This is a genomic window from Streptomyces sp. NPDC058877 (assembly GCF_042742855.1).
Classification (GTDB): Bacteria; Actinomycetota; Actinomycetes; order Streptomycetales; family Streptomycetaceae; genus Streptomyces.
On sequence record NZ_JBHYMF010000108.1, the window covers coordinates 1 to 22,934 of the forward strand.

General features: G+C 72.4%; 21 protein-coding genes. 13 read left to right on the plus strand and 8 right to left on the minus strand.

Features of this window, described 5'->3' with window-relative positions:
- From ACFW2Y_RS23240 to ACFW2Y_RS23250, 3 genes are all read left to right on the plus strand, one after another.
- Positions 1-1,009, plus strand: a 1,009-nt coding sequence (locus tag ACFW2Y_RS23240) for an IS3 family transposase (RefSeq protein ID WP_384882412.1), incomplete at its 5' end; no start/stop codon positions are given.
- 22 nt (positions 1,010-1,031) lie between these two features.
- Entirely contained in the window at positions 1,032-1,199 is a 168-nt protein-coding gene (locus ACFW2Y_RS23245) for a hypothetical protein (protein WP_384882415.1), read from the plus strand.
- A gap of 614 nt (positions 1,200-1,813) precedes the next feature.
- Entirely contained in the window at positions 1,814-2,224 is a 411-nt protein-coding gene (locus tag ACFW2Y_RS23250) for a DUF6299 family protein (protein WP_384882418.1), read from the plus strand.
- On the opposite strand, the gene ACFW2Y_RS23255 is transcribed toward ACFW2Y_RS23250, so the two are convergent.
- The gene (locus ACFW2Y_RS23255; protein WP_384882420.1) at positions 2,221-2,736 is read right to left on the minus strand and encodes a DUF402 domain-containing protein; all 516 of its coding nucleotides are present in this window, start codon (positions 2,734-2,736) and stop codon (positions 2,221-2,223) included. The two genes, ACFW2Y_RS23250 and ACFW2Y_RS23255, sit on opposite strands and share 4 nt — an antisense overlap.
- Positions 2,717-3,640, minus strand: coding sequence for a GNAT family N-acetyltransferase (locus ACFW2Y_RS23260; protein ID WP_384882423.1), 924 nt, complete (start codon positions 3,638-3,640; stop codon positions 2,717-2,719). The genes ACFW2Y_RS23255 and ACFW2Y_RS23260 overlap by 20 nt, the downstream gene beginning before the upstream one ends.
- Positions 3,641-3,713: 73 nt before the next feature.
- On the opposite strand from ACFW2Y_RS23260, the gene ACFW2Y_RS23265 reads away from it, so the two are divergent.
- Positions 3,714-4,088 (plus strand): GntR family transcriptional regulator, encoded by a 375-nt coding sequence (locus tag ACFW2Y_RS23265; protein ID WP_384882426.1) that lies wholly within the window; start codon positions 3,714-3,716, stop codon positions 4,086-4,088.
- A 4-nt stretch (positions 4,089-4,092) separates the two neighbouring features.
- On the opposite strand, the gene ACFW2Y_RS23270 is transcribed toward ACFW2Y_RS23265, so the two are convergent.
- Positions 4,093-5,217 (minus strand): DUF5925 domain-containing protein, encoded by a 1,125-nt coding sequence (locus ACFW2Y_RS23270; RefSeq protein ID WP_384882429.1) that lies wholly within the window; start codon positions 5,215-5,217, stop codon positions 4,093-4,095.
- 469 nt (positions 5,218-5,686) lie between these two features.
- Here ACFW2Y_RS23270 and ACFW2Y_RS23275 point away from each other — a divergent pair, with 469 nt between their 5' ends.
- Entirely contained in the window at positions 5,687-6,493 is an 807-nt protein-coding gene (locus tag ACFW2Y_RS23275; RefSeq protein WP_384882432.1) for an SGNH/GDSL hydrolase family protein, read from the plus strand.
- Here ACFW2Y_RS23275 and ACFW2Y_RS23280 read toward each other — a convergent pair.
- On the minus strand, positions 6,477-7,448 hold the full coding sequence (locus ACFW2Y_RS23280) for a protein kinase (protein ID WP_384882435.1): 972 nt from the start codon (positions 7,446-7,448) through the stop codon (positions 6,477-6,479). The genes ACFW2Y_RS23275 and ACFW2Y_RS23280 overlap by 17 nt on opposite strands.
- A gap of 323 nt (positions 7,449-7,771) precedes the next feature.
- Between ACFW2Y_RS23280 and ACFW2Y_RS23285 the strand changes: the two genes are divergently transcribed.
- A complete protein-coding gene (locus tag ACFW2Y_RS23285; RefSeq protein WP_384882438.1) occupies positions 7,772-8,044 on the plus strand; it encodes a hypothetical protein in 273 nt (90 codons plus the stop codon).
- 166 nt (positions 8,045-8,210) lie between these two features.
- On the opposite strand, the gene ACFW2Y_RS23290 is transcribed toward ACFW2Y_RS23285, so the two are convergent.
- From ACFW2Y_RS23290 to hmgA, 4 genes are all read right to left on the minus strand, one after another.
- Entirely contained in the window at positions 8,211-9,407 is a 1,197-nt protein-coding gene (locus ACFW2Y_RS23290; RefSeq protein ID WP_384882440.1) for a CaiB/BaiF CoA transferase family protein, read from the minus strand.
- Positions 9,408-9,521: 114 nt separating this feature from the next.
- Positions 9,522-10,748 carry a type ISP restriction/modification enzyme gene (locus tag ACFW2Y_RS23295; protein ID WP_384882443.1) on the minus strand — a complete coding sequence of 409 codons (1,227 nt, stop codon included), beginning with the start codon at positions 10,746-10,748 and terminating at the stop codon, positions 9,522-9,524.
- A 14-nt stretch (positions 10,749-10,762) separates the two neighbouring features.
- Entirely contained in the window at positions 10,763-11,512 is a 750-nt protein-coding gene (locus ACFW2Y_RS23300; RefSeq protein WP_384882446.1) for a GntR family transcriptional regulator, read from the minus strand.
- Positions 11,513-11,546: 34 nt separating this feature from the next.
- The gene (hmgA, locus tag ACFW2Y_RS23305; RefSeq protein WP_384882448.1) at positions 11,547-12,869 is read right to left on the minus strand and encodes a homogentisate 1,2-dioxygenase; all 1,323 of its coding nucleotides are present in this window, start codon (positions 12,867-12,869) and stop codon (positions 11,547-11,549) included.
- A gap of 214 nt (positions 12,870-13,083) precedes the next feature.
- Here hmgA and ACFW2Y_RS23310 point away from each other — a divergent pair, with 214 nt between their 5' ends.
- From ACFW2Y_RS23310 to ACFW2Y_RS23340, 7 genes are all read left to right on the plus strand, one after another.
- Entirely contained in the window at positions 13,084-15,135 is a 2,052-nt protein-coding gene (locus ACFW2Y_RS23310) for a right-handed parallel beta-helix repeat-containing protein (RefSeq protein ID WP_384882451.1), read from the plus strand.
- Positions 15,136-15,218: 83 nt separating this feature from the next.
- The gene (locus ACFW2Y_RS23315; protein WP_384882454.1) at positions 15,219-16,046 is read left to right on the plus strand and encodes a hypothetical protein; all 828 of its coding nucleotides are present in this window, start codon (positions 15,219-15,221) and stop codon (positions 16,044-16,046) included.
- Between the two features lie 71 nt (positions 16,047-16,117).
- Positions 16,118-17,359, plus strand: a complete 1,242-nt coding sequence (locus ACFW2Y_RS23320; RefSeq protein ID WP_384882469.1) for a hypothetical protein — start codon at positions 16,118-16,120, stop codon at positions 17,357-17,359.
- A gap of 76 nt (positions 17,360-17,435) precedes the next feature.
- A complete protein-coding gene (locus ACFW2Y_RS23325) occupies positions 17,436-18,083 on the plus strand; it encodes a TetR family transcriptional regulator (protein WP_384882457.1) in 648 nt (215 codons plus the stop codon).
- Between the two features lie 106 nt (positions 18,084-18,189).
- Complete coding sequence (locus ACFW2Y_RS23330; RefSeq protein WP_384882460.1) at positions 18,190-20,433, plus strand: molybdopterin oxidoreductase family protein; 2,244 nt, start codon at positions 18,190-18,192, stop codon at positions 20,431-20,433.
- A gap of 843 nt (positions 20,434-21,276) precedes the next feature.
- Positions 21,277-21,939 carry a hypothetical protein gene (locus ACFW2Y_RS23335; RefSeq protein WP_384882463.1) on the plus strand — a complete coding sequence of 221 codons (663 nt, stop codon included), beginning with the start codon at positions 21,277-21,279 and terminating at the stop codon, positions 21,937-21,939.
- Positions 21,926-22,672 (plus strand): class F sortase, encoded by a 747-nt coding sequence (locus ACFW2Y_RS23340; RefSeq protein ID WP_384882466.1) that lies wholly within the window; start codon positions 21,926-21,928, stop codon positions 22,670-22,672. The genes ACFW2Y_RS23335 and ACFW2Y_RS23340 overlap by 14 nt, the downstream gene beginning before the upstream one ends.
- Positions 22,673-22,934 lie beyond the last annotated feature (262 nt).

Below are 22,934 nucleotides of genomic sequence, written 5' to 3' on the forward strand. Positions count from 1 at the left end.
GGTGGTCGACGACGCGTTCACCGGCGTCGAGTACGAACTCGGTGTCACGGCGGCCTGTCGGCTGACCGGCCGCTCCCGGGCCACCCACTACCGCCGGCTGCGGCCTCCGCCCGAGCGAAAGCCCAGGAAACCGCAGGTCCAGCCCTCGGCCCTCACACCCGAGGAGCGGGCGGCGGTCCTGGAGCTGATGAACTCGGACGAGTACGCCGAGCTGCCGCCCGCGCAGATCTGGGCCCGCGAGCTGGATGCCGGGCGCTACCACTGTTCCGTGTCCACGATGTACCGGATCCTGCGCGAGAGGGGGCAGTCCGGCGAGCGCCGCCGCCAGGCCACCCACCCGGCCAGGGCGGTGCCCGAGCTGGTCGCCACCGGTCCCTCGCAGGTGTTCACCTGGGACATCACCAAGGCGGCCGGACCGGCCAAGGGCGTCTGGTATCACGCCTACGTCATCATCGACATCTTCAGCCGCTACATCGTCGGCCACACCGTCGAGGCCGCCGAATCAGCGGTGCGGGCCGAGGAGTTGATCCGGGAGACCATCGCCCGCAACGGCATCGTGCCCCAGACCGTGCACGCCGACCGCGGCACGTCGATGACCTCGAAGAAGGTCTCCCAGCTGCTGATCGACCTCGGGGTGACGAGGTCGCACTCGAGGCCGAAGGTCTCCAACGACAACCCCTACAGCGAGGCCCACTTCAAGACCGCGAAGTACATGTCCGACTACCCCGAGCGGTTCGATTCGCTGGCCCATGCCCGCGAGTGGTTCGAGGCGTTCATCGCGTACTACAACCACGAGCACCGGCATTCGGGCATCGGCTGGCACACGCCCGCCAGCGTGCATTTCGGCACCGCCGAGGAGGTCCGCGACCAGCGGGCCGTCACCCTCGCCGACGCATACGCCCGCCATCCCGAACGCTTCGGCCGACGCCCCCGACCACCCCGGATACCCCAGCAGGCGTGGATCAACGACCCGGCCAAGCGCCGCGAGCCCGCAGCACAAACCTCATAGCGTCACGACTGTCTCACTGGACTTGAAATCTTCCGACCACGTCCTCAGCGCACTGACACTCGTCGTGGCCGTGCTGTATGCCGTTCTGGCCGGCCGGTTGTTGCGCCGCACGGCGGCCCGGCTGGACCGGATCGCGGCAGCCTTGGGCGACGGCGACGGCGACGGCGACGGCCTGGGGGTCCTGCGCTGAGGGGGCGCCGAGGCCGGGCCGCCCCGAAGGGTGCGGTTCGGGCCGGCTCTGCGCACCGGGCAGAACCCGATGATTCTCCTCGGCTGCCCGGGAAAACGGGTGGTTGACGACACAGATCCGCAGCCCAGCCGGGCCGCCGTGTGGCGCGGCACCAAGGCCGTCAGTGCCGCCCCTTACGATCAACTCATGCTGCTAACCTCGCGCTTTCACGAGGTTGGGCCGGCGGGTCTCAATGGTCGAATCGCACGTCGCTCCACCCGCTCGCCCCGCCGTGCGAAATGCGAGCAGTGCGGTCACCGAAGTCCGTCGGGCCGCTCCGTCGGGAACTGGGCGAATGCCAGAACGACGAGCAAAGCCGATGGAGGATTCGCGCGGATGCCTCGCCCATCGCCTTGGGGCGTGCCGCGAAGCCGCTCGTCCGGCTCTGCGGAACCGGGGGGCTCTGTCCCCTGCGTCCTCGGCATGCGGCGGACGTCGCCGGTCGGTCCGTAGGACGGTATGAGCGGTGCCCCTTCCAACTCGCCGTCGATGGGGTGAGTTTCGGACAGTCGGCGGCTGGATCCGGTATCCCTGGCGGGCAGTAGCATCCCCCACGTCTGAAGGGACTCCCGTCCATGCGCGCCCGAACCGTCCTTGCCGCAGCCGTCCTGCTCACCGCTGCCCTCGCCCCCCTCGCCCATGCCGAAGGGGCCGACGCCCTCACCGTCGACGCGTACGGCACCGTCACCGCCGACAGCACGGTCACCGTCTCGGGCACGTACCGCTGCCTCGACGACAGCGAAGGTCCCGTCTTCATCAGTTCCACCCTCAAGCAGGGGGACCGTTCCACCGGAATCGGCGGCACCCGGGCCGTCTGTGACGGACACCTCCACACATGGGCCAACAGCGCCGTCGTGACCCGTCCCTCCTACCGGCAGGGCCCCGCCCGGGTGAAGGCCACCCTCGTGCAGCTCACCGCGGGCGAGTCCGGTCTGCCCCGGCCCGGCTTCCTGGCCACCGAGCAGGCCGAGGTGGAACTGCGCTAGTCCCCCTGCACCCCGTGCCCTTCCCACCGGGCCGGGCCGAGGAGGTCGAGCAGCCCCTCGCGCCCCAAGGCCTCCAACGCGTCGAGGGCCGCGACGGCACGGGCCGCCGCCTCCGGGTCGGAGGCGGCGAGGCCGCTCGCCGCGAATTCGTCCTCGTCGAGCCGCAGCACTTCGCTGCCGTCCGCCGACACCCAGAGGTCCAGGTCCAGATCCTCGACCACCACCCGAGAACCGTCGATCACGGCCGGTCTGGTGACGTCGCAGTACCAGCCCTTCAGCGCACCGTCGGCCGCCCGCACCTCCTTGACCGCGAACCAGCGGTCACGCCAGTAGTGCTCCACGAACACATCGCCCGGTTCGAAGCGCACGAAGCCGAAGTCCCGCACTCCCCCCGCCGCCCACGGGGCGCGCACCGAGAGCCGGGCGCCCTCCTCGGCCAGCACCTCCGCCGGGTAGCGGATCTTCGTCCGACCCGCTTTCGTCAGGGTGACCTCAACCGATCGTCCGGACATGCCGTACCTCTCGCGCCGCGACCTCGTAACCGAACCACCGGTTGATGGCCAGCATCGCTCCGTTCCCCGTGTCGTTACCGGTGAACGCCTCCGTGCAGCCCGCTGCGCGGGCCCGGTGCAGGGACGCGTTCTTCACGAGCTTGGCGAGCCCGCGGCCCCGGAAAGCGGGCGCGGTGCCCGTCATCCCCGAGTTGTACCGGCCCAGCCCGTCCGTCTGCGCCGCGCTGAACGCCGCGGGCACCCCGTCCACCACCGCGACCGTCGTCAGCCTCCGGTCGAACAGGGGGTGCTCCCAGGTGGTCGCCCGCCAGTGCGCGTAGTCATCCAGCATGGTGCCCACGTCGCCCGGCTCGTCCGCTGTCGTCACCGCGTCCAACGCGAAGAGCGGACGCGGATCGGCGGCGAAGTCCTGGGCCGTGCGCAGCTCGACACCGGCAGGCGGGTCCTGGAGCGGTGGCAGCTCGGCCGCCGCCAGGTCGAGCCGGAGGAAGTACGCCGAGCGGCTGGGCGCGTACCCTCGCCGCTCGGCCCAGGCCAGGTTCTCCGGCGCGTCCAGGACCCAGCTGTAGAGCGTCCGCGCCCCCTGCCGGGCGAGGTGCTCCTCGGCTGCGTGCAGCAGCAGCGTCCCGGCTCCACGGCGCAGGTGGGAGGGGGAGACGTAGACGTTGAGGGAGCCGATGCCGGGCTCCGGGGCGTCATGGGCGATCCTCTGCTGGACCGTCCCGATGACCTCGCCGTCCCCGGTCACGGCGACGAGCGGGCGTTCGTGGCCCTTCGGATGGGCGTGCGCCCAGTCGAAGGCGCACTGCTCGCCGGTCGCGAGCATGAAGGGGAGCGCGGCCCGACGGACCCGGGCGAACCCCTCGGCGTCCTGAGCCCGTACATCACGGACGATCACGGTCATGAGTGGTCACGGTAGGGGCCACGAACGCATCGTGCCTCCCATTTTCCGGTGGGGTGGGGGCAGAATCGGCAAGGTGACACTCACCATCGCCGTGGACCACGGATCCACCACCGCTCCCTACGAACAACTGCGTGCCCAGATTTCGGAGCGGGCCCGGTCGGGCAGACTGCCGGTCGGATACAAGCTGCCGACGGTACGGGGACTCGCGGAGCAGCTGGGCCTCGCCGCGAACACGGTCGCCAAGGCGTACAAGGCCCTGGAGGCCGACGGAGTCATCGAGACGCGCGGGCGCCACGGAACCTTCGTCGCCGCCGCGGGCGACGCGGCGAGCCGTCGGGCCGCCACCGCTGCCGCGCAGTACGTGGAGGAAGCCCGCCGCCTGGGCCTGAGCCGGGAGGCCGCGGAGGCGGCACTGAGCGAGGCCCTGAGGGCGGCGTACGACAGCTGACGGTCTACAGGTAGAGCCCCGCCTCCGAGGTACGGGGCTCCGGGAGGTCCGCCGAGGGCGTGCCGCGGCGCAGCGCGAACAGCTCCGCGAGCGTCGCGCCCTCGCGCGGCACGCCCTCCTCCCGTCCGAGCCACTCCACCGATTCGGCCCGGCTCAGCCGTCCCACTTCGATGCGGGCCAGACAGCGGCCCGGTCTGACCACCGCCGGATGGAGCCGCTCCAGGTCCTCGTTGGTGGTGACCCCGACCAGGACGTTGCGGCCCTGGCCGAGCAGCCCGTCCGTCAGGTTGAGCAGCCGCGACAGCGCCTGTCCCGCCGCGTGCTTCGCCCCGCCGCGGATCAGTTCGTCGCAGTCCTCCAGGAGCAGCAACCGCCAGCGCTCCTTCGACGTCCCGTCGTCCTCGCCGATGGCGATGTCCATGAGGTAGCCGATGTCGTTGAAGAGCCGCTCCGGGTCGAGCACGCAGTCCACCTGGCACCAGTCCTGCCACGAGCGGGCCAGGGTCCGCAGAGCCGAGGTCTTGCCCGTTCCCGGCGGACCGTGCAGGAGCAGGAGCCGGCCGGATACGTCGTCCGGGGTGACCTTCATCAACCGGTCCATCGACTCGGCCACCGACGCCGTGTAGTTGGGCCGGACCTCCTCCCAGGTCCCGGCGCTGATCGGGCGGGTCATGCGGCGGGGGCCGCGCTGCGGGGCCACGTACCAGAAGCCCATCGTGACGTCGTCGGGCTGCGGTTCGGGGTCGTCCTTCGCGCCTTCCGTGGCCTCGGCGACGATCCGCTTCGCCAGCTCCGGGTCGGTCGCCGTGACGGTCACGTCCGCACGGCGGTTCCAGCGCGACGAGCGGATCGTGTAGCCCTCGCCCTCGGCGAGCACGGTGCTGCGGTCGTCCTCCGTGGCTGCCCGCACCACCCGGGCGCCCGCCGGGAGCAACGTCGCATCGGGCTTCGCGCGGTCGAGGCTGGTGCTGTGCGAGTGCGGCTGCTCACCGCTCGCGAAGCGGTCGAGGAACAGCGCGTCCAGCACGTCCCCCGGCGAGTCGCTGTCGTCCAAGTTGATGAGGACGGGCAGCGTCAGGGGCAACGGCTGCGCCGGCGCCGTGGACGGTGCGGTGGAGGTGTCAGACATGGCGTCCATGATCCGCCACGCTCATGGGCCGCGCACCGGGTTTTACGCGTCCCCGAGGAGGGGCCCGTCCGTCCGGTCACGAGGGTGTCCGCGTACCGGGGGCGGCCGGGTCCGCCGAGGGAAGTCCGGGTGCCGCGGGAGGTCCCCCGCCCCCGGGAGCCCACGACCTCCTGCGTTCCCGTCCGTCAGGTCCGGTGGCCCGCAGCGCGCCGCGGGTGCGTCGTGCGAGTGCGTACCCCCGGCCGAGCGCGGCGTCGAGGGCCTCACCGGCTGTGCCCTTGCCGCGCGACCAGTCTCTGGTGACGGATGGGGGAGGGAGGAAGCTCCGCTTCTTCAAGTGGCTGGAAAGTGACCTCCTCTGACGGAGGATCGAGGGGCTTCCACTCTCAGTTTTGACATGAACACTTCCGGTTGGCGAAATCCGATGCTACTACCTGGTAGCGCAGAGGTCCTGCTACAGGGAGGTTCCATGAGACTGTCCCGATTCACCGCTTTCTCGTCCTCGTTGCTGCTCGGTGCCGTCCTCGCCCTCACCGGCGCGGGAGCGGCGCAGGCCGCCGAGACGGCCGCACTCGACTACGTGGCGCTGGGGGACTCGTACTCCTCCGGCGTCGGCGCCGGGAGTTATGACAGTGCCAGCGGCAGTTGCAAGCGCTCGACGAAGGCGTACCCGGTCCTCTGGAAGAACGCGAACGCCCCCTCCTCGTTCGCCTTCACCGCTTGCTCGGGCGCCCGAACGGGTGATGTGACCGCCAATCAGCTCGGCCCCCTCTCCGCCGCCACTGACCTGGTCTCCCTCACGATCGGGGGAAATGACGCCGGTTTCGCCGACGTCATGACGACGTGTGTGCTGCAGTCCGAGTCCACCTGCATCAACCGTGTCAATCAGGCCAAGTCGTACGTGGACACCACGCTTCCCGGCAAGCTCGACTCCGTCTACAACGCCATTCGGAACAAGGCCCCCGCCGCCCATGTGGTGGTCCTCGGCTATCCCCGCTTCTACAAGCTGAGCGGCAGCTGCATCGCCGGTCTGAGCGAGAACGAGCGGAGCGCCATCAACGGCGCGGCCGACTACCTGAACGCCGCCATCGCCAAGCGTGCGGCCGACCACGGCTTCACCTTCGCCAGCGTCGTACCGGCCTTCACCGGTCACGAGATCTGCTCCGGCTCCGCCTGGCTGCACAGCGTCAACTGGCTCAACATCGGCGAGTCGTACCACCCGACCGCCTCCGGGCAATCCGGCGGCTACCTTCCCTCGTTCAACGGGGCGGCGTAGCGGACCCGCTGTTCGTGCCCGTGGTGCCGGGTGCGACCGGCGCGGTGTTCGTGACGCCGTCCGGCCCCGGCCCGGTACCCGACCCGTCGTCCCGTGTCGCCTGGTAGACCAGTGCTCCCGCGATCAGCAGCGCCCCGACGACCCCGGCCACCAGGACGGGCCCCCGGCGGGGCGCGCCACGTGACGGCGCGGCCCGCCGCGGCTGCCCTGACGGCGTGCGGGAAGGGGCGGGGGCGCCGGCCTCCCCGGTCCGTTCGCCCCGGGGCGGGGCGGACGCTTCCACGGGTCCGCCGGGGGGCGTTGCGGTCCCGCCGGTGGCCAAGCGGCGCAGTTCCTGCTCGACCTGATCCGCCGTCAGGGTGACCTCTTCGCCCAGTAGTCCGTCGACCACTGGGCCGAGCGGTCCGGAGCGCACCTCCGTGGTCGCCGCCAGGAGTTCCCCGAGCGAGCGCAGGTCCGCCACCGGGCCCGGGTCGTCGTCCGGTGCGCTTCCGAACCCGGTGATGACGATCCGTCCGTCATTGGCGAGGAGGACGTGCCCGGGGTCCGCGCCCCGGTGCGGTGCGCCCGCCTCCCGGGCCGCCCGCAGGCCGGCGAGGACCTCGGCGCCGACCCGTGCGGCCTCGCGCGCGGGGAGCGGACCGTCCGCTTCGAGCGCTTCGGCCAGGCTGAGGCCGGGGACCAGCTCCGCGGCCACCCAGGGGCGGCCGTCCGCGGAGACCACCCGGAGGATCCGTGCGACGGAGGGGTGGGAGATCCGCGTGGCCGTCCGGGCCTCGCGTTCCCGCCGCGCGCGCCACGAGGCCGCCCCGTCGGCCGGCAGTCCGACCGGGGGTCGGAACTCCTTGAGCGCGACCACCTGGCGGTCCGCCTCGTCCAGGGCGCGCCAGACGGTGCCCGTCGCCCCCTCGGCGAGGACGTCCAAGAGCCGGTAACGACCTGCGATCACCGTCATGTCATCACGGTAGCCGAGGAACCTCCGACGGGCTCGGGCCCTGCACCGGTCGTGCATCGCGCAAGGCCGTGGGGATCTTGGTGGTGGAGATCACACGGGTCTGCCGGCCCGTATGGGAGGGGTCGGAGTGCAGGATGGTTAGTGATGGTTCGGCAGGTGTTCGAGCGCTGTCCAACTCGCCCTGGAATCAGATGTATTCAGATAGTCATCGTCAACCCCCGTACGAGTGCGATGAACCCCGCCGGCGGGATACACGGGTGTCGCGACGGGGCGATAGGGTTAACCTGCCCGGGTCGGGTGCCCTTGTACGGGTGGGGAGTGACATGGAACAGATAACGATGCGCGGCAGGCCGCGAGTGCCTGCCATCACCTGCGGGAGCGGTGCGACCAGTTCGCGGCTCGACCGCCATCTCGCGGTGCTCGGCGGACCCGCCGTGCCCCAGCGCGAGGCGGCCGAAGCGACCCTGCTCATGCGGGAACTGACGACGCGTACGCACGAGGCACCGGTGCACGGCCAGCGCAGCCGCAGTGCGCGGGTCTCCCTCTTCGCCCCGCTCCGCCGCCTGCGCCGCTCGCTCTTCGGTACGCGTCACTAACCCGGGCCGCCCGGCCGCTCCACGGCCCCGACCGCGACTCCGCCGGACGCGTCCCCGCCCGTCCGGCGATCCGTCGTACCTCGAAACCCGAGCCGCTGGGGGCTCGGAAGCCCAGTGGTCCAGGCGCTCGGAACCCCGTGCCCCGTGCCTGGACCCCGGTGGCCCGTCAGGCGATCACTCCCGCGTTCCGCAGTTCCCTCACCTCCGACTCCGGCAGCCCGAGCTCCCCGAGCACGTCGTTCGTGTCCTGGCCGAGGGCGGGGATCCGCCCCATCCGGGGCTCCGGCGCGTCCGGGAACACGATCGGCGGCAGCAGCGCACGCAACGGACCGACCGGTGATTCCACCGGGCGCCAGCGGTCACGGGCCGTCAGCTGCGGATGCTCCGCCAGCTCGGCCACCGAATTGAGCCGGGCGCACGCGATGCCCGCCGCGTCCAAGACGGCCAGCGCCTCGACCGCGGTCAGCGGGGCCAGCGCCGCCGCGACCGCCGCGTCCGTCGCGGCGCGCCCGGCCACCCGCGCCGCGTTGGTCGCGAAGTCCGGATCGTCGACGAGTTCGGGCCGGCCGAGGACCTGCTCGGCGAGCCGCCGCCACTCCCGGTCGTTCTGCACGGACAGCAGGACCAGGCTGCCGTCCGCCGTCGGGTAGGCGTCGTAGGGGGCGATCACCGCGTGGGCGAGCCCCGTGCGCGCCGGGGCCGTACCCCCGTGCATCCCGTGGTGGAGCGGGTGCCCCATCCATTCGGCGAGCGAGTCGAGCAGGGAGACCTCCACCGGGCCTCCCCGACCGGTCGTTCCGCGCCGGACGAGGGCGGCGAGGACGCCCGAGAAGGCGTACGTCCCGGCCGCGATGTCGGCGGCCGGGATCCCCGATTTGACGGGCCGGTCGGGCGTGCCGGTCACCGACACCAGGCCGGCCTCGCACTGCACGAGCATGTCGTAGGCCCGCTTGTGCGCGTACGGACCTTCCGCTCCGTAGCCCGAGACGTCCACCGCGACCAGCCGCGGGTGCGCCGCGCACAGGGTGGCGGCGTCGAGGCCCAGGCGGGCCGCCGCGCCCTGTGCCAGGTTCTGCACGAAGACGTCGGCGCCGGCCACCATCCGCCGGGCGAGCGCCGATCCCCGCGGGTCCTTGAGGTCGATCGCCACCGATTCCTTGCCGCGGTTGCACCAGACGAAGTGGGAGGCCAAGCCCCGGGCCGCGCTGTCGTACCCCCGGGCGAAGTCGCCGCCGTCGGGGCGCTCGATCTTGATGACGCGGGCGCCGAGGTCGGCGAGCTGGCGGGTGGCGAAGGGGGCGGCGACGGCCTGCTCGACGGCGACGACCGTCACTCCGGTGAGGGGGAGTGGCTGAGTGCTCATGACCGTCCTGCCTACCGTGCCGAACCGGTCGTTGTCACCAGGGGCTGCGTCACTGCGGCCGGCCGCCCGTCGAACCGGCCCGGGAGCGAGCGGCGCACCACCGGCGGGGCGGGGTCAGAGGAGCGCGAACTGCCCTCCCGGGCCCTCCTCCCGGTGGTCCAGCACGGACGCGGGGCGGCGGGCGAGGAGCGGCGGCGGCAGTACACCGGCGGCCCGGAGCTCCGCCCGCCCGAGGCCGCCCTCCGCGAACGCGGACCGTTCCGGTTCCCGCGCCCCGAGCAGTGCGAGCACCGTGATCAGGTCGAGCAGCTCCGAGGTCCACTCCCGTGGCCAGGCGGCCGGTCCGATCGCCTCCAGGGAGCCCGGTTCCGCCGGAGCCGTTCGGCGTGCGAACCACTGCTCCAACACCCGCACCCCACCGACCCGGTACTCCCAGGCCTCCTCCGGCACGGGGGAGATCCGCCCGCCGTCGAGGTCGAGGGACTCCCCCTCGGAGGCGTACGCCAGCCTCGTCGGCCGGTCCGGGACCGCCGCTCGCACATAGGGGCGTCGCCCACCCGGCAGCCGGGGCTTCGTCCCGCTGAGGGCGCCGCGCAGCTGCACGTCGGCGAGGCTCCGGCCGAGCGCCACGCCCGCGGCCCACACCTCCGGGTCCCTCGGTAGCGGGACGCGGCAGCCGGCGGGGGAGGGCAGGGCCGCGGCCACCGTCCACGCCAGCCACTCATGGGCGCCGACCTCGCGCCCGTACCGCGCCCCGAGGAGGTCGAGCAGACCGGGGGCGACGTTGGGCTCCCGGCCCCCGGGACGGCGGAACAGCGGACGGATGCGACCCGGGCGGCCCGCCGGGGAACGGCCCTCCGGCAGCGCCGCCGTCACCAGGAGCGGAGGACCGGCCACCCCCGGCAGGTACCCCTGTTCGACGACGAAGACCTGTGGCTCCCCCGCCACCCGCCACAGTTCCGGCCGGGCGGTGTCGATGAGCCGGTGGTCCGGCAGTAGCCACTGCTCCTCGAACGGCCCGGAGACCACCCGCACCGGGTCCGGGCAGGGGCCCGACTCGCCGGCCAAGCGCGCGGTCCCGGTCCGCTGTCCGGGCAGCGCGCCCACCGCGCTCCTCGGGGTCCGTGCCCGACTCGACCGGAAGAGGGCCTCCCGCTCCGCCCCCTCGGCGGCCATCAGCCGGTCCCAGCGGGTCCGCAGCGTGCGGGTGTCGGGGGCCACGATCCACGACCGCCCGAAGCGCAGCGGTGCCACGGACCACGGCATCAGCTCGTCGAGGAGGGGTGCCTCGTCGACCGCTCCGGGGATGTCCGTTCCAGGGGCTTCGGTCACGCCCCGCATGCTAACGACCGCCGTCAGTGCGCTTCCACCGTGACCGTGAAGGAGAAGCGGTCGCCGCGGTAGCGGATGCGGGCCACGTCGACGACCCGGCCGTCCTCGTCGTAGGTGACACCGGTGTAGTGGAGGATCGGGGAGAGCAGCGGCACCTGGAGCAGCCCCGCCGTCTCCGGGTCCGCGAGACGGGCCTCGACCGTGTCCGTGATGCGGCTGATCCGCACCCCCACCACGTCCCGCAGCACCTTCGTCATCGGCCAGCGCTCCAGGTCGGCCGGGTCGATCGCGGCGGCGAGCTCGGGCCGCACCGCGTTCTCCGCCCAGTTCGTCGGCTCGCCGCTCTCCCCGTCGCTGCGCAGCCGTCGGTACGCCACGACCTCCGACACGTCCGGGAAGTGCTCCGCGAGCTCCCCGGGCACCGGCTCGGCACCGTGCCCGAGGACCGCCGTCCGTTCGCCCGACTGCTGGGCCACGATCGCGTCGATCGAGCCCAGCAGCCGGCGCGGGGCGGACCGCCGCGCACCCGGCTCGATGAACGTGCCCCGCCGCCGGTGCCGGCTGATCAGCCCCTCCTCCTCCAACTCCTTGAGGGCCTGCCGCATCGTCAGCACGCTCACGCCGTAGTGGGCGGCGAGCTGCTCCTCGGTGGGCAGCCGCAGCGAGGCGTCGGGCGTGCGGCCCAGTATCGAGGCGCGCAGCGACTGCGAGACCTGGTACCAGAGCGGCAGCTTGCGGTTCAGGACCAGCGAGTCGGGAGCGAAGGCGGTCACGGCGTTCTCCGTACGACGGCGTTACGTCCGGGCTCTACGACCGGAAGTGGCGCTCAAGACCCTGCCACACGTCGTCGTACCCCTTCTGCAGGTGGTCGGCGTTCGCCGCCTGCGGGGTCGCCGTCACCGGCCAGCGGGTCTCGAACATGAAGGCCAGACCGTCGTCGATCTTCTGCGGCTTCAGCTCGGCGGCGCTGGCCTTGTCGAAGGTCTCCCGGTCGGGGCCGTGCGCGGACATCATGTTGTGCAGCGAGCCCCCGCCCGGCACGAAGCCGCCCTTGCCCGCGGTCTTGGCGTCGTAGGCGCCCTCGATCAGGCCCATGTACTCGCTCATGACGTTCCGGTGGAAGTACGGCGGGCGGAAGGTGTCCTCGCCGACCAGCCAGCGCGGTGCGAAGACCACGAAGTCGACGCCCGCGAGGCCGGGGGTGTCGGACGGCGAGGTCAGCACGGTGAAGATCGACGGGTCGGGGTGGTCGTAGGAGATCGTTCCGATGACGTTGAAGCGCCGCAGGTCGTAGACGTACGGAGTGTGGTTTCCGTGCCAGGCGACGACGTCCAGGGGCGAGTGGCCGTACGTCGCCGACCAGAGGTTGCCGCAGTACTTGTTGACCACCTCGACCGGGCCTTCGACGTCCTCGTAGGCCGCGACGGGCGCGCGGAAGTCGCGGGCGTTGGCGAGTCCGTTCGCACCGATCGGGCCGAGGTCCGGGAGCTGGAACGGGGCGCCGTAGTTCTCGCAGACGTAGCCGCGGGCGGTCGCGTCGAGCAGTTCCACGCGGAAGCGGACCCCGCGCGGGATCAGGGCCACCTCGCCCGGGTGGGCGGCGAGCAGGCCCAGCTCGGTGCGGAGGAGGAGCCCGCCGTGCTCCGGAACGATCAGCAGCTCGCCGTCCGAGTCGCCGAAGACCCGCTCCATGGAGGTGTTGGCGTGGTAGAGGTGCACGGCCATGCCGGCGCGCTGGGTCGCGTCGCCGTTGCCGCCGAGGGTCCACAGGCCGGCCAGCCAGTCGGTGCCGGGGGCCGGCTCGGGCAGGGGGTCCCAGCGCAGTCGGTTGGGGTCGGGCACGGTCTCGGTGAAGGGAGAGCCGATCACGGCGCCGTTGTCGATCCGGTTGAACGGCGGGTGCGCGGCCGAGGGGCGGATCCGGTAGAGCCAGGAGCGGCGGTTGTGGGACCGCGGCTCGGTGAAGGCGCTGCCGCTGAGCTGTTCGGCATAGAGGCCGAGGGGTGCGCGCTGCGGCGAGTTGCGGCCGTCCGGCAGCGCGCCGGGCACGGCCTCCGAGCTGTGCTCGTTGCCGAAACCGGTGCTGTAGGTGAGCGCCTCGGCCGTCTTTCTGGCCTGCTCCGTGGTCATCGCCCGCTCCTGTCCTGAGGCCACAAGGGAATCCTATGGATGACCGTAGGATTCCTCTGTGCCTCTCGTCAACGGGGACGCCCGGTGTGATCCGTTCCGGATGGAAGGAGCGGCCCTCGGGGCCTGCGGCCCGGGGCCCGGGGTGATGCGGCGGGGCGGATTGCGGGGTGCACGACGGGGTCAAAAAGATGAACATTGCTCTACTCTCACGCGCATGTCGTGGACCCGAAGGTTCGTCTCCGTGCTCTCGGTCGTGCTCGTGGCCCTTGCCGCAGCCCTGTTCACCGCTCCTCCCGGCCAGGCCCACGAGGAGCGCCCCGTCACCCTCCCCGACGGATCCGGCACCGTGCCCGCACTCCGCACGGGCGAACCCGACCTGCTCGTCTGCAAGACCGACCGGGCCGATTTCGAGCAGCGGATCTCCGGCTTCCCCGCCCCCCTCAAGGCCCGCAACCTCAGCCTCTTCGACCGCTGCCTCCGCGACGGCCACCGCCACCTCCAACAGGCCGTCGACGCGGTGGACCGGCCCGGCCTCACCATCGCGATCCTTCCCGGCCTCTACGAGGAGGAGCCCTCGCTGCCCCCGCCCACCGGGGCCTGTGCGAGCCTCGACGCCCCGAAGTCCGCCCTCGGCTACCAGATCCTCAGCTACGCCCAACAACGGCAGTGCCCGCACAACCAGAACCTGGTCGCGATCCTGGGCAAGAAGAACCTCCAGGTCGAAGGCACCGGCGCCTCCCGCCTCGACGTCGTCATCGACGCCAAGTACCAGAAGCTCAACGCCATCCGCGCCGACGGCTCCGACGGCATCTACTTCCGGAACTTCACCGCCCAGCGCACCACCTTCAACTCGCTGTACGTGCTCGCCGCCGACGGCTTCGTCATCGACGACGTCCTCACCCGCTGGAACGACGAATACGGCTTCCTGACCTTCGCCTCGGACCACGGCCTCTACAAGGACTGCGAGTCCTACGGGAACGGCGACTCCGGCATCTACCCCGGCTCCGCCTCGAACATCAACGACGGCCGCGGCTACGACGTCCCCCGCTACTCCATCGAGATCACCGGCTGCCGCAGCCACCACAACATGGTCGGCTACTCCGGCACCGCAGGGGATTCCGTCTGGGTCCACGACAACGAGTTCGACCACAACATGGGCGGCGCCTCCATGGACTCCGCCTTCCCCGGACACCCGGGACTGCCGCAGAACCACGCCCGCTTCGAGCGCAACCTGATCCACCACAACAACCAGGACTACTACCCGTACGTCGCCGACGGCACGTGCGCCAAGCCGCCCGTTGACCGCGGATACGAGAAGGGCGTCGTCTGCCCCCAGATCTCCATGCCACCCGGCACCGGAATCATCACCGCGGGCGGCAACTGGAACCTCTACGAGGACAACTGGATCTACGGCCACCAACGCGCCGCCTTCTTCCTGAGCGCCGTCCCCGCCTTCATCCGCGGCGAGTCCGCCTGGGACAAGCAGGCCGACACCTCCCACCACAACCGCTACGCCGGCAATCACCTCGGCGTCGACAAGGACGGCACGGCCCGGCCCAACCGCACCGACGTCTGGTGGGATGGCCAGGGCAGCGGCAACTGCTGGCAGGTAGACGTCGACGCATCCACCCCCGGCGCCCTGCCCGGCTGTGGAGCCCGCCGGGGTGAGGTGTCAGGTGCCACCGGCCGGATCGTCGGCGAGCCCGTCAAGCTGGCCCAGCTCCTGGTCTGTGCCGACTACAGCGTCCAGGCACGCCGCCTCCCGGCCGGCTGCGACTGGTACGGCGCCCGTGGACTGCAACGCGTCGAGACCCAACTCGCCCTCGGCGGCGCCCTGGTCCTCGCACTCGCCGGCGGCGCACTCTGGCGGCGCCGACTGCGCGGCAACCGGCTCGCGGGCGTAGCCCTCCTCGTCGGACTGGTGGGCCTGGCCCTCGACGTGGCAGGTTCGACCCTCGCCCTCACCGCGACCTCCCTCCCCGCGCTCGCCCTGCTCCTCATGGGCGCGGGGTGGACCCTGACCGGCTACGCCTTGCGCCCCACCCGCCCCGCCCTGGCCTGGACCACCATGGCCCTCGGTGCCCTCACCCTGCTCGACGCCTTCGACAAGGCGGTCCTCATGATCCCGGGCATCCCCCTGAGTCCCGCCTGGCTCCGCCTCCTCCTCGGCCTCGTCTGGCTCCTATGGGCGGTGATCGTGGCCGCCGCCCGTACCTCCGACCCGGTCGCCCCCGCGGCCGACCGCCAGGAAGCGGTGACGACGTGACGCCCCGACACGCCTGTCCCCACCCGGCCACCGCTCCGTCAGCAAGCTCCGGCCGTCCCGGGGCCGCCGCATCCCGACGGCCCGTGTTCGAGCGGCGTGCCGCACCCGGGCGGGCCGGCCTTTCCCTGGTCGCCGCCCTGGTCGCCGCCCTGCTCCTGGCGGGCTGCGGAGGACGGGCCACCACCCACCACAAGCCCGGCACCAGCCACCAGGAAGCCACCGGAAACAGCGGTGTCCTGCTCCCGACCCGGGACGAGGCCGGCCATCGCCTCAGGGAGCTCCCGGCGGCGGTCGCCCCCACCGTCCGGGCCGAGGCCCGCCCCGACCCCGAAGGCGGTTGGAACGTCCACCTCGCCGTGGAGAGGTTCCGCTTCACCCCGGAGAGCACCGGCGCCGCGGCCCTCCCGGGTCGCGGCCACGCCCGTCTCCTCGTCGACGGCCGCGAGACCGGTCGCCTCTACGGCCCCTGGGGGTACGTGCCGCCAGGGGCCCACACCCTGACCGTCCGGCTCCACGCGGACGACCACACCGTCTGGGCGGTCGCGGGGGAGGCCGTCCAGAGCACGGTCCTCCTCGACGGCCTTCCGTCTTCCACCCCCTCCGGAACGTCCGCCCCCTCCGCGCCGCCGACCCCCCGGCCAGCCGCGTCCGACCGCACCCTCACCCTCACCGTCACCGGAACGACCGTCCAACCACCTCCTTCCCGCATCGAACTGGAGAAGGGGGAGCGCCTCACCCTTCGCGTGACCAGCGACCGTGCAGACACCCTCCATGTGCACGGCTATGACCGCGAACTGCCGCTCGCTCCCGGCGTACCGGCATCGCTCACCCTCACCGCGGACCGCACTGGTCTCTTCGAGGTCGAGACCCACGAGTCCGGACTCCTGCTCACCCAACTCGTCGTCCGGTGACCGCTGCCTCCGCCGCCCAAGCCGGTGTCCATCCCCACACCGGAACGCTCGGGCCCCCACTCGCCCATGGCATCGGTTCCCCGCACGACCTCCCCCTCTCGCCGTTCTACGCCTACGCGGGAGCCTTCGCCGCGCTCCTCGTCTCCTTCCTCGCCCTCGGCCTGCTCTGGTCCTCCTCCCGCTTCCGCGGCGACCTCGCCGGCCGTCCGCTCCCCGCTGCCCTGCAGAGGGCGGTCGATGCGCCGGTCACCCGCACCGCCCTCCGCCTGCTCGGCACCGCCACTGCCCTCCTCTTCCTCCTCCACCTCCTCCTCGGCCCCGACGACCCGGACCGCAATCCGGCGCCCGGCGCCCTCTACGTCCTTCTCTGGGTCGGGCTCGTCCCCGCCTCCCTCCTCCTCGGCCCCGTCTGGCGGCTCCTCAACCCGCTGCGCGCCCTCCACTCCCTCCGCCCGCCCCGGAACCCGCGCCCCCTGCCGGCCGCGGTCGGTATCCGTCCCGCCGCCGCCGGTCTCTTCCTCTTCACCTGGCTGGAGCTCGTCGCCCCCGACAACACCTCCAACGCCACCCTGTTGGTCGCCCTCGCCGTCCACGCCTGCTGCCAGCTCCTGGGGGCCGCCCGCTACGGCGACCGGTGGTTCGCCCACGCCGACCCCTTCGAGGTCTACTCCTCCCTCCTGGCCCGGCTCTCGCCCCTCGGTCGCCGCGTCGACGGCCGGCTCGTCCTCCGATCCCCCTTCGACGGTCTCGACTCCACTCCACGGGTTCCCGGTCTCGTCGCCGCCGCCTGCGTCCTCCTCGGCTCCACCGCCTACGACGGGATCTCCGACAGCCCCCGGTGGATCACCGTCCTCCAAACCTCCCCCCTCGGTCCCGTCCCCGTCGCCACGCTCGGTCTCCTCGCAGCGGTCGCCCTGGTCGCCGTGTGCTACGGCCTCTGCGCCGGCGCCCTGCGCCTGATGAACCCCGACCTCACCACTCCGCTCACCTCCTTCGCCCATTCGCTCGTGCCCATCGCCCTCGGCTATCTCGTCGCCCACTACTTCTCGCTCTTCGTGCTCGAAGCGCCACGTACCGTCATGTTGGCAGGGGGGACTGACACCGCGTCCCCACCCGCTCCACCGCTGGGCCCCGGAGGCCTGGCCGCCCTCCAGGTCGGCGCGATCGTCACCGGGCACGTCCTCGGCGTCGTCGCCGCACACGACCGGTCCGTGCGGCTCTTCCCGCCGACCCGGGCCGTCGCCGGTCAACTCCCTTTGTTCGCGCTGATGATCGCGTACACCCTCGGCGGCATCGGTTTGTTGATCGCCTGATCGCGGCGGGTCGCCCCGACCCCGGCCGATCGCGCATCCGATCGCCTCGGCCGGGCCGGAGCGGCATCATGGACCCGTGCCCCAGACTCGTGCTCGAACGCCACAGCTCCTCCGTCGTGCCCCCGTGCAACGGCGCAGCGCCGAGCGGCTGACCCGGATCCTCGACGCCTGTGCCGTGCTCCTCGACGAGTCCGGGTACGAGTCGTTGAGCACCCGCGCCGTCGCGGCCCGCGCGGGCGTTCCCATCGGGTCCGTCTACCGCTTCTTCGGCAACAAGCGGGCGATGGTGGCGGCCCTCGCCCACCGGAACCTCGACCGCTACGCGGAGCGCGTTTCTAGTCGCCTCTCCGCGGCGCCGCTCCTCGATGCGCGCGGCGCCATCGACGGCGTCCTCGACGAGTTCATCGAGATGAAGCGGACCGTCCCGGGCTTCGTGCTCGTCGACTTCGGCCTGCCCGCCGCCGCGACCGGGGCGGACGAGCAGCCCGGCGGCGTCACCGGCGAGGACCCCAACCTGCTCGTCGCCGAACGGATCTGTGCGCTCCTCGCCACCCATCTGGGCCGTCCCGCCGACGCGGACCTGCACCGCAAGGTCCTGGTCGGGGTGGAGGCCGCGGACGCCCTGGTCCGGCTCGCCTTCCGTGCGGACCCCTCCGGGGACCCGCACCTCGTCGCCGAGACGCGCTGCCTGCTCCACGCCTATCTGGCCCCCTCGCTCTCCTAGGGCGCACCTCGAAGGCCCTTCCCGGCCCGCGAGGTTCCGCACACCCCTCCCGCCCGTGCCTACCGGTCGGTATGCTCGGCGTCCCCGACGCCTCCAGGGAGACGCCATGTCCAGCGCCCTGCGCATCTGCCCCCTCTGTGAAGCAACCTGCGGACTCGTCCTGACGCTCGACGGCACCCGCATCACCGGGGCGCGCGGCGACCGGGAAGATGTCTTCAGCCAAGGGTTCATCTGCCCCAAGGGCGCCGCCTTCCCCGAGGTCGACGCCGACCCCGATCGGCTCCGTACCCCCATGGTCCGCAAGGACGGCAGGCTCCAGGAGGCGACCTGGGGCGAGGCCTTCGACACCATCGCCGCCCGCATCCGACCGCTCGTCGAGGATTACGGGCCGGATTCCGTGGGCATCGTCCTGGGCAACCCCAATGTCCACACGATCGCCGGCGCCCTCTACCCGCCCCTGCTGATCGGCGCGCTGGGCACCCGGAACCTCTTCACCGCTTCCACGCTCGACCAGATGCCCAAGCACGTCTCCAGCGGGCTGCTCTTCGGGGATCCCCTCGCCATCCCCGTGCCGGACCTGGACCGCACCGACCACCTGCTGATCCTCGGGGCCAACCCACTGGACTCCAACGGCAGCCTGTGCACCGCCCCCGACTTCCCCGGCAAGCTCAAGGCGCTGCGGCGGCGCGGTGGCACCCTCACCGTCGTCGATCCCCGGCGCACCCGCACCGCCCGCCTCGCCGACCGGCACGTCGCCGTCCGCCCCGGCACCGACGCCCTGCTGCTCGCCGCACTCGTCCACACCCTCTTCGACGAGGAGCTCGCCGACCTCGGCCCCCTCGCCGCCCATGTGCACGGCGTGGAAGAAGTCCGGCACGCCGTGCACGAGTTCACCCCCGAGGCGGTCGCCCCCGTCTGCGACCTGGACGCGGAGACCATTCGCGTCATCGCCCGAGAGCTCGCCGCCGCGCCCACGGCCGCGGTGTACGGGCGGATGGGCAGCTCCACCGTGGTGTACGGCACCCTCGGCAACTGGCTCGTCGACGTCCTCAACGTCCTCACCGGCAATCTCGACCGGCCCGGCGGAGCGCTCTTCCCGCTCTCCGCCACCGCGCCCGCCCCGCGCCCCGCCGGCCCCGGCAGGGGGTTCGTCCTCGGCCGTCGCCACAGCAGGGTCTCGCGCCATCCCGAGGTCAAGGGCGAGTTGCCGCTCGTCGCCCTCGCCGAAGAGATCGAGACGCCGGGGGAGGGGCGCATCCGTGCGCTGATCACCATTGCGGCCAACCCCGTCCTCTCCGCACCCGACGGAGACCGACTCGATGCGGCACTCGGCTCCCTGGACCTGATGATCGCCGTCGACCCGTACCTCAACGAGACCACCCGGCACGCCGACGTCCTGCTGCCGCCGCCCCCGCCCTCCCAGAGCGCCCACTTCGACTTCGCCTTCAACGGCTTCGCCGTCCGTGACCAGGCCCGCTACACCCCCGCGGTCGTCGCCCTCGAAGCAGGGCGCATGGACGAGTGCGAAATCCACGCCCGACTGATCCTCGCGGTGTCCGACGGGGGCGGTGCCGGAGTGAGTGGCCCCGGGGCCCCGGAGGGAACGGGCACTCCGCCCTCCGTCGTCGATGACCTCGCCATCGACCTCATGCTCGCCAAGGCCGTCACGCAGCAGCATTCGCCGGCGTACGGGGCGGACCCCAAGGAGTTCGCGGCCCGGCTCGCCGGGCACACGGGGGCCGAGCGGCGACTCGACCTGATGTTGCGGCTGGGCCCGTACGGTCTGACCCTCGACGAGTTGAAGGCGCATCCGCACGGCATTGACCTCGGTCCGCTGAAGCCCCGCTTGCCGGAGCCGCTGAAGACCCGGAGCGGACGGATCGAACTGTTCCCGGCCCCGCTCGCCGCCGATCTGCCCCGACTGCGCGCCGCCCTGGACGTCGTGCCCGACCCCGGAGTCCTCCAGCTCGTCGGCCGCAGGCACCTGCGCTCGAACAACAGTTGGCTGCACAACACGCCTGCTCTGGGAGGAGGTTCGAACCGCTGCACGCTTCAGGTCCACCCCCGGGACGCCGAACGGCTCCGGCTGGTCGACGGCGCCCCGGCCCGGGTGAAGGGAGAGGGGGGAGAGCTGGAAGTGCCGGTGGAGGTCACCGACGACGTGCGCCCGGGCGTGGTGAGCCTCCCGCACGGTTGGGGGCACGACCGGCCGGGCACCCGGCTCGCCGTGGCCTCCGCCCGTCCCGGCGTCAACGTCAACCAGTTGCTCGACGGGTCCCGCATCGATCCCCTCTCCGGCACCGCCGTCCTGAACGGCTTCCCCGTCGAGGTGGCGCCCCTCCAGGACTGAGCGGCCCTGCCCTCGAAAGGCCCCTCTCACCGGGCGCCGTCGTGAGCGGAAGCCGCCCGCGGTCCGCGCGTTGACCTCTTCCCGATGGTGGAAGCAGGGGGCTGGTGTCCGTTCCGGCCGTCGCTCGGCAGTGGCCCGCCGGAGGTCGTGACGCCACTGAGCGCGGGTCGGCCCCGGCTCCACCGGGACCCCGCCCCCTCCCGGTCCCGGTGGAGCGGAAGGGGCGTTGCCGATCGCTGCACCGTGCCGGCCTTCCGGTCGCGCCGCGCACCGGGAGCTTCTTGAACCCCTCCTGCCCCGGGGGGGTGTTGCCCGTACGGGCCGTCAACCGTCCGAAGGTGCAGGCTGCGGGGCCACGAGCGGTTCCGGTCGGCGGAGCGCCGGGCCGGCCTTGCTCCGGCGCTCCGTCCGGAACGAAGGGTCCTGCTGACGGGCGCCGTCGATGGGTGCGGAGCCTGGTGTGACCGGTGGGTGCCGCTCCTGGAGGTGACCCGGTGTTGCGGCTCGACCGGTTCCCGCACCTGTCGAGCCCGTCGGCGGTCCACCGTGCACGTGCTCGTCGGCCGGTGGGGGGAGGGTCCCGGCAGCCAGGGCAGGCGCGCGCCGGGGCGGGTGGACCGGTCTTCTTGCCGTACGGGCGGCGGGGGTTCCCTTCGCCGCCGGTCGTACCGGCCCCGGGCGGTTCGCCCCCGGCCCCGGCCCCGAGCGGTGCGGGGAATGGGCCGGACGGGCGAAGTCGGAAGGCGGCGCGGCCGGGTCGACACCAGAGGTGATCGGTTCATCACCGATAGTCCGATTGTCGCACTAATCATTCGTCGTGCTCACGACTGGAGGACCCTCCCCATGACGCATGCCCCCACCCGCACCCTGCTCCGTGCGGCGCTCGCCACCCTGGCACTCAGCGGTGTGGCCGTCGCCGGCGCCCCGACCGCGCTCGCCGCACCCGGTGACAACGGCGACGTCAAGGTCCACCGGTCGACCACGAGCGACAGCAGTCAGGTCGACGAGCCCCACGTCGGATGCCCGTTCCGCCTCGCGGCCTTCAACTTCGACGGCCTCCAGAGCCTCCACTACGAGATCTTCCCGCAGCCCGGCCAGCCGGGTAACCAGGACGATCCGGTGACGGACGGAGACATCGTCGTCAATGCCGACGGCGACGGACACACCGGCAACATCAACCTGCCCACGGGCATGTACAAGCTCGAATGGACCTGGCAGGGCCAGAACGGCGCGGCGAAGCAGAAGGTCTTCCGCGTCACCTGCGTCAACGGCAACGGCAACGGCGGTCCCGGGGGCGGCCCTGGGGGTGGCCCCGGGGGTGGCCCCGGCGGTCCCGGACGGCCCCCGCACGGCCCGGTCGGTGCGGGAGGCGGTGGTAGCGCGCAGATCGCTGCCGAGGACTCCTCCGCCTTCGGCATCGGCGCGGCCGTCGCCGCCGGCCTCGCCGGCACGGCCGGAATCGTTCTGATCCGTCGCTCGCGCCGCCGCAACGATGGCGCCGCGTAGGTCCCGCTTCACGCGCAGGCAACGACGCCTGCTCCGGCTCGCCAGGACGGTGGTCGTCACCACCGTCCTGGCGGCCGGGGGGGTCTGGTGGGTCGGTGGCGAGGAGTCGGCCGGCCCGAGACCCGCTGCCGGACCGGTTGCCGCGAGTCGGGTGGATGCGGCGTCGCCCGGACCGTCCGTCGGCCCGGACCAGAAGGCGAAGCCCAGGGCATTGCCCAAGGCCACGCGTGCACCCCGATCCGCGTCACCGCCCGCGCCGGCCCCGCTCGCCCGGTCGCGCCCCCTCACCGTCGCCGTCCCGGCCATCACCATCGAGTCTCCGGTGATCGAGCTCGGCCTCGACGACGAGGGGCGGCTCGGAACCCCTTCCGTCGATGACCCCCGGGTCGTCGGCTGGTACGCCAAGGGGCCGACCCCGGGCGAACGCGGGACCGCCGTCGTCGTGGGTCACCGCGACACCCGCACCGGCCCCGCCGTCTTCCTCAACCTCGACTCGCTCAGTGCCGGAAACACCGTCCGGGTCGCCCGTGCCGACGGCAAGGTCGCCGTCTTCACGGTCGACCGCGTCCAGACGTACGCCAAGAGCGACTTTCCCGACAAGGAGGTGTACGGGTCGACCGGTCGGCCCGAACTGCGCCTGCTCACCTGCGGGGGGGCCTTCGACCGCGGCAAGGGCTACGAGGCGAACATCGTCGTCTTCGCCCACCTCACCGACATCGCCCAGAAGATCTGAGGGCCGGGCCACGGACGGGTCGGCTCGGGGCAGGGCCGGTGTGCCGGGCCGACCGCTGGTACCGGCCAAGGGGTGGGCGTCCTGCGGCCGGAGATGCTCGGTCCGGACGGCCCCGGGTGCCGGGAGCCCCCGCCCGGTCGTGCGCGAGCCCGGAACAATCGAATCCACGCCCCGGTCGACGGAATCCAGCCGCTCCGTCGACCGGGGCGCACGTCGTGCCGGCTCCGCACCAGAGTCGGCGGGGGCGGACCGGTGGGCCGGT

What these genes read in the sequence shown, in the direction of transcription:
- hmgA (WP_384882448.1), bottom strand. Translation starts at nt 12,869, where the DNA reads ATGACCACGGAGCAGGCCAGAAAGACGGCCGAGGCGCTCACCTACAGC.
- ACFW2Y_RS23340 (WP_384882466.1), top strand. Translation starts at nt 21,926, where the DNA reads ATGGCGCCGCGTAGGTCCCGCTTCACGCGCAGGCAACGACGCCTGCTC.
- ACFW2Y_RS23330 (WP_384882460.1), top strand. Translation starts at nt 18,190, where the DNA reads ATGTCCAGCGCCCTGCGCATCTGCCCCCTCTGTGAAGCAACCTGCGGA.
- ACFW2Y_RS23260 (WP_384882423.1), bottom strand. Translation starts at nt 3,640, where the DNA reads ATGACCGTGATCGTCCGTGATGTACGGGCTCAGGACGCCGAGGGGTTC.
- ACFW2Y_RS23280 (WP_384882435.1), bottom strand. Translation starts at nt 7,448, where the DNA reads ATGACGGTGATCGCAGGTCGTTACCGGCTCTTGGACGTCCTCGCCGAG.
- ACFW2Y_RS23285 (WP_384882438.1), top strand. Translation starts at nt 7,772, where the DNA reads ATGGAACAGATAACGATGCGCGGCAGGCCGCGAGTGCCTGCCATCACC.
- ACFW2Y_RS23310 (WP_384882451.1), top strand. Translation starts at nt 13,084, where the DNA reads ATGTCGTGGACCCGAAGGTTCGTCTCCGTGCTCTCGGTCGTGCTCGTG.
- ACFW2Y_RS23255 (WP_384882420.1), bottom strand. Translation starts at nt 2,736, where the DNA reads ATGTCCGGACGATCGGTTGAGGTCACCCTGACGAAAGCGGGTCGGACG.
- ACFW2Y_RS23295 (WP_384882443.1), bottom strand. Translation starts at nt 10,748, where the DNA reads ATGCGGGGCGTGACCGAAGCCCCTGGAACGGACATCCCCGGAGCGGTC.
- ACFW2Y_RS23335 (WP_384882463.1), top strand. Translation starts at nt 21,277, where the DNA reads ATGACGCATGCCCCCACCCGCACCCTGCTCCGTGCGGCGCTCGCCACC.
- ACFW2Y_RS23270 (WP_384882429.1), bottom strand. Translation starts at nt 5,217, where the DNA reads ATGTCTGACACCTCCACCGCACCGTCCACGGCGCCGGCGCAGCCGTTG.
- ACFW2Y_RS23275 (WP_384882432.1), top strand. Translation starts at nt 5,687, where the DNA reads ATGAGACTGTCCCGATTCACCGCTTTCTCGTCCTCGTTGCTGCTCGGT.
- ACFW2Y_RS23250 (WP_384882418.1), top strand. Translation starts at nt 1,814, where the DNA reads ATGCGCGCCCGAACCGTCCTTGCCGCAGCCGTCCTGCTCACCGCTGCC.
- ACFW2Y_RS23290 (WP_384882440.1), bottom strand. Translation starts at nt 9,407, where the DNA reads ATGAGCACTCAGCCACTCCCCCTCACCGGAGTGACGGTCGTCGCCGTC.